This is a genomic window from Massilia glaciei, from assembly GCF_003011895.2.
GTDB lineage: Bacteria > Pseudomonadota > Gammaproteobacteria > Burkholderiales > Burkholderiaceae_D > Telluria_A > Telluria_A glaciei.
The window spans coordinates 1-5,865 of record NZ_PXWF02000069.1 but is presented as its reverse complement, the minus strand read 5'-3'; the positions used below and the strand labels follow the sequence as shown (position 1 = coordinate 5,865).

The window sequence follows — 5,865 nt, the reverse complement described above, 5'->3', positions numbered from 1 at the left end:
AAATCTGAATTGAGAATTGCTGGGGCCGGGTACGGCGCATAAGGCGGCCGGCTGGGCCGCGATGCACTGCCGGGTGACGGCCGCACCGCCGGGTGCCAGCCCGTCAGGCGCACGTCGTGTGGATCAGGACCCAACCGCTGGCGGCTTGACGGCAGGCCTTGACGGCTGCGTTGGCGGCGGCGACGGCGGCGACGCTTTCCGCTTTTCGGCGTCGATTTGGTCCTCCTCGTGCCGCGTTTCCAGCATGAGAAAATAATTGAGCCCGGTCCGGATCAGGGCAATGACGGCAAGCTTGCCGATCTGCTCCCAACTGGGCGCGATGGCCGTCGACAGGATGTCGGCTGCCAGTTGCAACTCGAGGGCCAGTCCGAGGTAGCGCGCCAGGCGCAGACGAACCGTGACGAAGCTGCCGCGCGCGCCTTTCGGCCCGTGGCGCGCAAAGGCGGCGATGGCGGCCAAAACCCCGAAGGCGATGACGAGTCGCCGCCTCTCCCATTATTCGGCACTCACAAGCGAAGGCGCCGGCCTCGCATGCCGCGCCGCGGGCCGCGAATCGTCGGGCGCACATCGATGGCTCCTCGCGCCCGTATGATTGCCTATTTTATAACTATCGCGCTTTTAATCTCCTGCACGCCCTCGACTTGCCGTGCGGCCTGGACCGCGCGCATGGCGTTTTCGGGGGAATCGACGAAACCGCTCAGCAGCACGGTGCCGCGGAACGTTTCGACCTGAACATCAAAGGCGTTGACGTCGGGATCGGCAGCGAGCGCCGTCTTGACCCTGGCGCTGATCGCGGTGTCCTCGAGCACGGTCCCCACCCTGCGGTCGGTCGGGGATGTCGAACAGGCACTAAGGCCGATGAACAAACTGACGAATAGTGCAAGCAATGGGCGGGTCGGCTTCATGGTTTTCTCCAGTGGCGGTGGTTGGGGAACGGCCGCACCGTGTTCGGCACGCTCAAGTTCGATCCCGGCCCGACGATTCGGTTCCTGTCGCGCGCCCCGATCCCGCGCGCGCCCGGCCATCAAATTGTTGCTGTGCTGTATGATGGAGGCATGAACCAACCAATCCAGGGCGCCCCCCCGCCCAGCGTCATTGCCATCAAATCAAGCTGTGCCAACTGCAGCATGCACCAGTTGTGCCTTCCCATGGGGCTCGACAACGCCGACCTCGACCGCCTAGACAAGATCATCGGCCGCCGCCGCCGGCTCGCGCGCGACGAGCGCCTCTACCAGATGGGCGAGCCGTTCCGCAACCTGTACGCGATCCGCTTCGGCCATTTCAAGACATTCCAGGTCAATCCCAGCGGCGGACTCCAGATCACCGGCTTCCAGATGGCCGGGGAACTGCTCGGCATGGACGCCATCAGCGGCGACCGCCACCATTGCGACGCGGTCGCGCTCGAGGACAGCGAAGTGTGCGAGATTCCGTTTTCGCGCCTCGAGGACCTGTTCGGCGAGGTGCCTACCCTGCTGCGCCACTTCCACCGGCTGATGAGCCAGGAGATCACGCGCGAGCAGAACGTCATGCTTTCGCTGGGCAATATGCGGGCCGAGCAGCGCTTTGCCGTCTTCCTGATCAACCTATCTGCGCGCTACGCCGCCCGCGGTTACTCACCCGACAGCTTCCAGTTGCGCATGTCGCGCGAGGACATCGGCAATTATCTGGGGTTGACGATCGAAAGCATCAGCCGCCTGCTGTCGCGCTTCAAGAACCAGGGCTGGCTCAAGATCGACAAACGCGAGGTCACGCTGCTGGACCCGGCGATCCTCAAGGCGATGGCAGCCGGCACCGCGCAATGCAGTCCGATGGCGTAGGCGCACCCCGCCCTCGGCCCCATGCCGGGGCCGCCGCGTCACGGCCGCCCGTGGTCGTCCGGCACCGCCAGCACGTAGTAGGTGAGCGTGCTGGCGGCAGTGCACACGGCCCAGAAAAAGAAGAACCCGAGGCTGTAGACTGCCATCGGCGCCATCGTCCAAAAGAGCACCTCCGGCTCGACCAGCGCGAAGAAAAACCCCTCGGCCAGGGCCGCCGCCAAAAACGACGGCCACAGCACGCTCATCGCCAAACGCCGCGCGAGCGGCTTCATTTGGCCGGCTCCGCGTCGGCCACGACCGACACCGTCTGCTGCGCCGGCAAGCGCCACGGCGCCACCAGGCGCCAGGTGCGCTCGTTGCCCTCGACCAGCATCTGGTAGCGCGCGCGCTCGAGCGCCGGCAGCGCCACCGCGAAGCGCCCGAGGGCGTCGGGAACGACCTCGAGCACGATGTCCTTTTCGACCTGGGTCGCATGCGCCAGGCTGATCCGGAACGGCACCGACAGCGGCCGCCCGAAACTGGACAACTCCCCGCGCAGCAGGCCGGCGGCGGCGTCGTGGTGCGCCGTGAACGACAGGCGCAATGCGCCCGCCGCGCGGTCGCGCCGCAAGTCGTGGTTGATGGCCTTGCCCCGCTTGTAGTAGTCGTCGACCACCATCGCGTCCTGGCGCGTGATGGCGAGCCAGCCGGTGATGATCGCCGCGACCACCACCAACGCCGGGCCGAGCATGAGCAACCAGGGCCAGCGATGCTTGTACCAAGGCGCCGCGGCGGCCGCCGGGAGGGTCGAAGTTAGTTGCATGGGATTCTCCTTGGTCACTTCGGCACGATAAACACGGCTTTTTCGCGCACGCTCAGGGACGGCTGGTCGATCGCCGTCAGCTCGAACACGATCTGGTTGGCGCCGGCGGCCAGCGCGCCGCGCGGCGCCTGCACAGTCACCGGCACGGCGCGGGTGGTGGCGCCGTCGATCTCGACGTCGCCCGGATCGGCCAGGCGCACGCCCTCGACGCCGGCCACGCCGATCCGGAAGCGGTGGCCGGTCTCGGCGGTGTTCATGATCTGCAGGCGGTACACATTTTCGATCACGCCGTCGCCGACCTCGCGCCCCATCGAACCGCGGTCGCGGATGACATCGAGCTTGAGCGGCGTGCGCAGCGCCAGCGCGGTCCCGAACACGGCCACGATGGCCGCCAGCAGCGCGCTGTAAATGAGCACCCGCGGGCGCAGCACGCGCTTGACGATCTGGCGCGGGCTCCAGTGTTTGGCCATCGCGTTGTCGGTCGAATAGCGGATCAGGCCGGCGGGCAGGTCGATCTTTTCCATCACGCTGTTGCAGGCGTCGACGCAGGCGGCGCAGCCGATGCACTCGTACTGGAGCCCGTTGCGGATGTCGATCCCGGTCGGGCATACCTGCACGCACAGGGTGCAGTCGATGCAGTCGCCCTTGCCTTCGGTGGGCGCGGCCGGGCCGCGCGGCTCGCCGCGCTCCCGGTCGTAGGTGACGATCAGGGTGTCCTGGTCGAACATCGCGCTCTGGAACCGGGCGTAGGGGCACATGTATTTGCACACCTGCTCGCGCAGCCAGCCCGCGTTGCCATAGGTGGCAAGCGCGTAAAAACCGATCCAGAACCATTCCCACGGCCCCAGTGCAAGCCCGGCCACCCCCGCCATCAGCGAGCGCACCGGGGCGAAATAGCCCACAAAAGTGAAGCCGGTCCACAGGGCCACGGTGCCCCACGCCGCGTGCTTGGCGGTTCGCTTGGCGACCTTGTCGAGCGTCCACGGCTGGCGGTCGAGGCGCATGCGGGCGCTGCGCGCGCCCTCGATGCGGCGCTCGATCCACATGAAGATCTCGGTGTACACCGTCTGCGGGCAGGCGAAGCCGCACCAGACGCGCCCGGCCACCGCAGTGACCAGGAACAGCAGCCAGGCGCAGATGATCAGCAGCGCGGCCAGGTAGATGAAGTCCTGCGGCCAGAGCACCAGCCCGAAGATGTAGAACTTGCGCGCGCCCAGGTCGAACAGGACCGCCTGCCGCTCATTCCAGTTGAGCCAGGGGATCCCGTAGAACACCAGTTGGGTGATCCACACGCAGGCCCAGCGCAGGCTCGCGTAGCGGCCCGACGCCTCGCGCGGATGGATCTTCTCGCGCGCGGCGTACATCTTGATGACCGCTCCGTCCGGACTTGAAATGCTCATTTGCTTGGCGCCGCCTTTTTATCGGCCGACAGGCTCCACACGTAGGCCGCCAGCACATGGACCTTGTCCTCGCCGAGGAAGTCCTCGAACGCGGGCATGCTGCCGGCGCGGCCCTTGCGGATCGTCTCCATGATGCTGTCGGCGCTGCCGCCGTAGAGCCACACCTTGTCGGCCAGGTTGGGCGCGCCGAGCGCCTGGTTGCCGGTGCCGCCGGCGCTGTGGCAGGCCATGCAGGCGCCGAATTTCTCTTTGCCGTAGGCGACCTTGATCGGATCGGCCGCCATGCCCGACAGGCTCTTGACGTAGTGCGCGACGTTTTCGGTGGCGGCGTCGGAGCCGAGCGCGGCGCCCATCGGCGGCATCACGCCATTGCGCCCCTTGAGGATGGTCTCCTTGATGACCGAGGGCGTGCCGCCGTACAGCCAATCCTTGTCGGTCAGGTCGGGGTAGCCCTTGCTGCCGCGCGCGTCGGAGCCGTGGCACTGCGAACAGTACGTCAGGAACAAGCGCTCGCCGATCGCGTGCGCCTGCGGGTCGGCCGCGACCTCCTCGAGCTGCTTGCCCGAAAAACGCGCGAACAGCGGGCCGTACTCGTCCTTGGCCTTGGCCAGCTCCTGCTGGTAGGCGCCGCTCGACTTCCAGCCGAGCGTACCGGCGTAGCTGCCCAGGCCCGGATAGAGCACCAGGTACACCAGCGCGAACACGATGGTGATATAGAACAGCCACATCCACCAGCGCGGCAGCGGCGTGTTCAGTTCGGTGAGGTCCTCGTCCCACACATGGCCGGTGGTGCCGTCGGTGGGCTGGCCCGGTTTGACCTTGTGGACCGACTGCGAGTACAGCAAGAGGCCGCAGCCGACGATCGACAGCAGGGTCAGGACGATGACGAACAGGTCCCAGAACCCGTGGGTGAAATCAGCCATTTGCGCCCTCGCTTTCGTCCTCGTCGGCGAACGGGATCGCCGCTTGGGTGGCGAAATCGGCGTTCTTGCGCAGCGCGAAGGTCCACAGCAGGATGCCGATGAAGGTCAGGAAGCTGACCAGGGTCATGATGGAGCTCGCATTGTCAAAGATTTTTTCGATTGCCATGTCAATTCCTCGATTTGATGTGGATGCCCAAGCCCTGCAGGTAGGCGATCAGCGCATCCTGCTCGGTCTTGCCGACCAGCGTGGTCGCCCCCTCGGCGATCTCCCGCTCGGTGTACGGCACGCCGAGCCGCTTCATCGCGCGCATCTTGGCGGTCACCTGCTCGGGCACCAGCTTGGTTTTGGCCAGCCACGGATAGCCCGGCATGTTCGACTCGGGCACCAGGTCGCGCGGGTTGTCGAGGTGGCTGCGGTGCCATTCGTCGCTGTAGCGCCCGCCGACCCGGGCCAGGTCCGGGCCGGTGCGCTTGGAGCCCCACTGGAACGGATGGTCGTAGACGAATTCGCCGGCGACCGAGTAGTGGCCATAGCGCTCGGTCTCGGCGCGGAACGGACGGATCATCTGCGAGTGGCAGTTGTAGCAGCCCTCGCGCACGTAGACGTCGCGCCCGACCAGGCGCAGCGGCGAATACGGTTTGAGCCCGGCGACCGGCTCGGTGGTCGATTTTTGGAAGAACAGCGGGACGATTTCGACCAGGCCGCCGACCGAGATGACCAGCAGGACCAGTCCGATCAGCAGCCAGGGACTCTTTTCGATCCACTCATGGGAAAATTTCATGGGGGCTCCTGGATTATGCGTGGGTGAGTTGCGGCGACGGGATCTTGACGTCGGCGCTGTGGCTGTCGTACATTGTGCGGTAGGTGTTGTAGGCCATCAGCAGCATGCCGCCGAGGTACAACAGGCCGCCGCCGAAGCGGA

The 5,865-nt window shown here is 66.3% G+C and carries 9 protein-coding genes; 1 reads left to right on the top strand and 8 read right to left on the bottom strand.

Annotation, left to right across the window (positions count from 1 at the left end; genetic code table 11):
* Positions 1–123 precede the first annotated feature (123 nt).
* Together C7C56_RS05200 and C7C56_RS05195 are read right to left on the bottom strand one after the other, a co-directional pair.
* On the bottom strand, positions 124–459 hold the full coding sequence (locus tag C7C56_RS05200; RefSeq protein ID WP_229458140.1) for a DUF1622 domain-containing protein: 336 nt from the start codon (positions 457–459) through the stop codon (positions 124–126).
* A gap of 137 nt (positions 460–596) precedes the next feature.
* Complete coding sequence (locus C7C56_RS05195) at positions 597–905, bottom strand: BON domain-containing protein (protein WP_106756414.1); 309 nt, start codon at positions 903–905, stop codon at positions 597–599.
* 150 nt (positions 906–1,055) lie between these two features.
* On the opposite strand from C7C56_RS05195, the gene fnr reads away from it, so the two are divergent.
* Entirely contained in the window at positions 1,056–1,817 is a 762-nt protein-coding gene (fnr, locus tag C7C56_RS05190; protein WP_106756417.1) for a fumarate/nitrate reduction transcriptional regulator Fnr, read from the top strand.
* Positions 1,818–1,855: 38 nt separating this feature from the next.
* Here the strand turns inward: fnr and C7C56_RS05185 are convergent, their stop codons facing one another.
* Genes C7C56_RS05185 through ccoO form a run of 6 tightly spaced genes read right to left on the bottom strand, consistent with a single transcriptional unit; the run spans position 1,856 to position 5,724 of the window.
* Positions 1,856–2,089 carry a hypothetical protein gene (locus tag C7C56_RS05185; RefSeq protein WP_106756413.1) on the bottom strand — a complete coding sequence of 78 codons (234 nt, stop codon included), beginning with the start codon at positions 2,087–2,089 and terminating at the stop codon, positions 1,856–1,858.
* Positions 2,086–2,619, bottom strand: coding sequence for a FixH family protein (locus C7C56_RS05180; RefSeq protein WP_106756416.1), 534 nt, complete (start codon positions 2,617–2,619; stop codon positions 2,086–2,088). Before C7C56_RS05180 ends, C7C56_RS05185 begins: the two co-directional genes overlap by 4 nt.
* Positions 2,620–2,633: 14 nt before the next feature.
* Positions 2,634–4,019: a cytochrome c oxidase accessory protein CcoG gene (gene ccoG, locus C7C56_RS05175; RefSeq protein WP_106756412.1), complete on the bottom strand. Its 1,386-nt coding sequence runs from the start codon at positions 4,017–4,019 to the stop codon at positions 2,634–2,636.
* Positions 4,016–4,942, bottom strand: coding sequence for a cytochrome-c oxidase, cbb3-type subunit III (gene ccoP, locus C7C56_RS05170; protein WP_106756411.1), 927 nt, complete (start codon positions 4,940–4,942; stop codon positions 4,016–4,018). Before ccoP ends, ccoG begins: the two co-directional genes overlap by 4 nt.
* The gene (locus C7C56_RS05165) at positions 4,935–5,108 is read right to left on the bottom strand and encodes a cbb3-type cytochrome oxidase subunit 3 (RefSeq protein ID WP_106756410.1); all 174 of its coding nucleotides are present in this window, start codon (positions 5,106–5,108) and stop codon (positions 4,935–4,937) included. The genes ccoP and C7C56_RS05165 overlap by 8 nt, the downstream gene beginning before the upstream one ends.
* Before the next feature lies 1 nt (position 5,109).
* On the bottom strand, positions 5,110–5,724 hold the full coding sequence (ccoO, locus tag C7C56_RS05160) for a cytochrome-c oxidase, cbb3-type subunit II (protein ID WP_106756409.1): 615 nt from the start codon (positions 5,722–5,724) through the stop codon (positions 5,110–5,112).
* Positions 5,725–5,865: the final 141 nt, after the last annotated feature.